The following is a 354-nucleotide window of genomic DNA, read 5'->3' on the forward strand; positions in this document are numbered from 1 at the left end:
TCAAACTCCAAGGTAATATCTTGCTCTAACAAACGCTTACTTAAGCCTTTCAATTGAATCTGCGCTATACCCTGAATTTGCTGGGCTCCCAAAGCATGGAAGACCACTACTTCGTCAATGCGGTTGATAAACTCCGGCCTAAAATGAGCCGATACAGAATCCATGACAGCATTCTTTATCTGATCATAACCCGCACCTTCCATTCCCATAGCCTGGATAACATCAGAACCCAAATTAGACGTCATGATAATAACCGTATTCCTGAAATCGACAGTACGACCTTGACCATCAGTTAAACGACCATCTTCCAATACCTGAAGCAAGATATTGAACACATCCGGGTGTGCCTTCTCC

1 protein-coding gene is annotated in these 354 nt (G+C 43.5%); it reads right to left on the minus strand.

Going from position 1 to position 354, the window contains the following annotated elements; translation table 11 throughout:
- Window positions 1–354, minus strand: a 354-nt coding sequence (locus A3766_RS10030) for an AAA family ATPase (RefSeq protein ID WP_156508847.1), incomplete at both ends; no start/stop codon positions are given.

The sequence above is a fragment of the Oleiphilus sp. HI0132 genome, assembly GCF_001635845.1.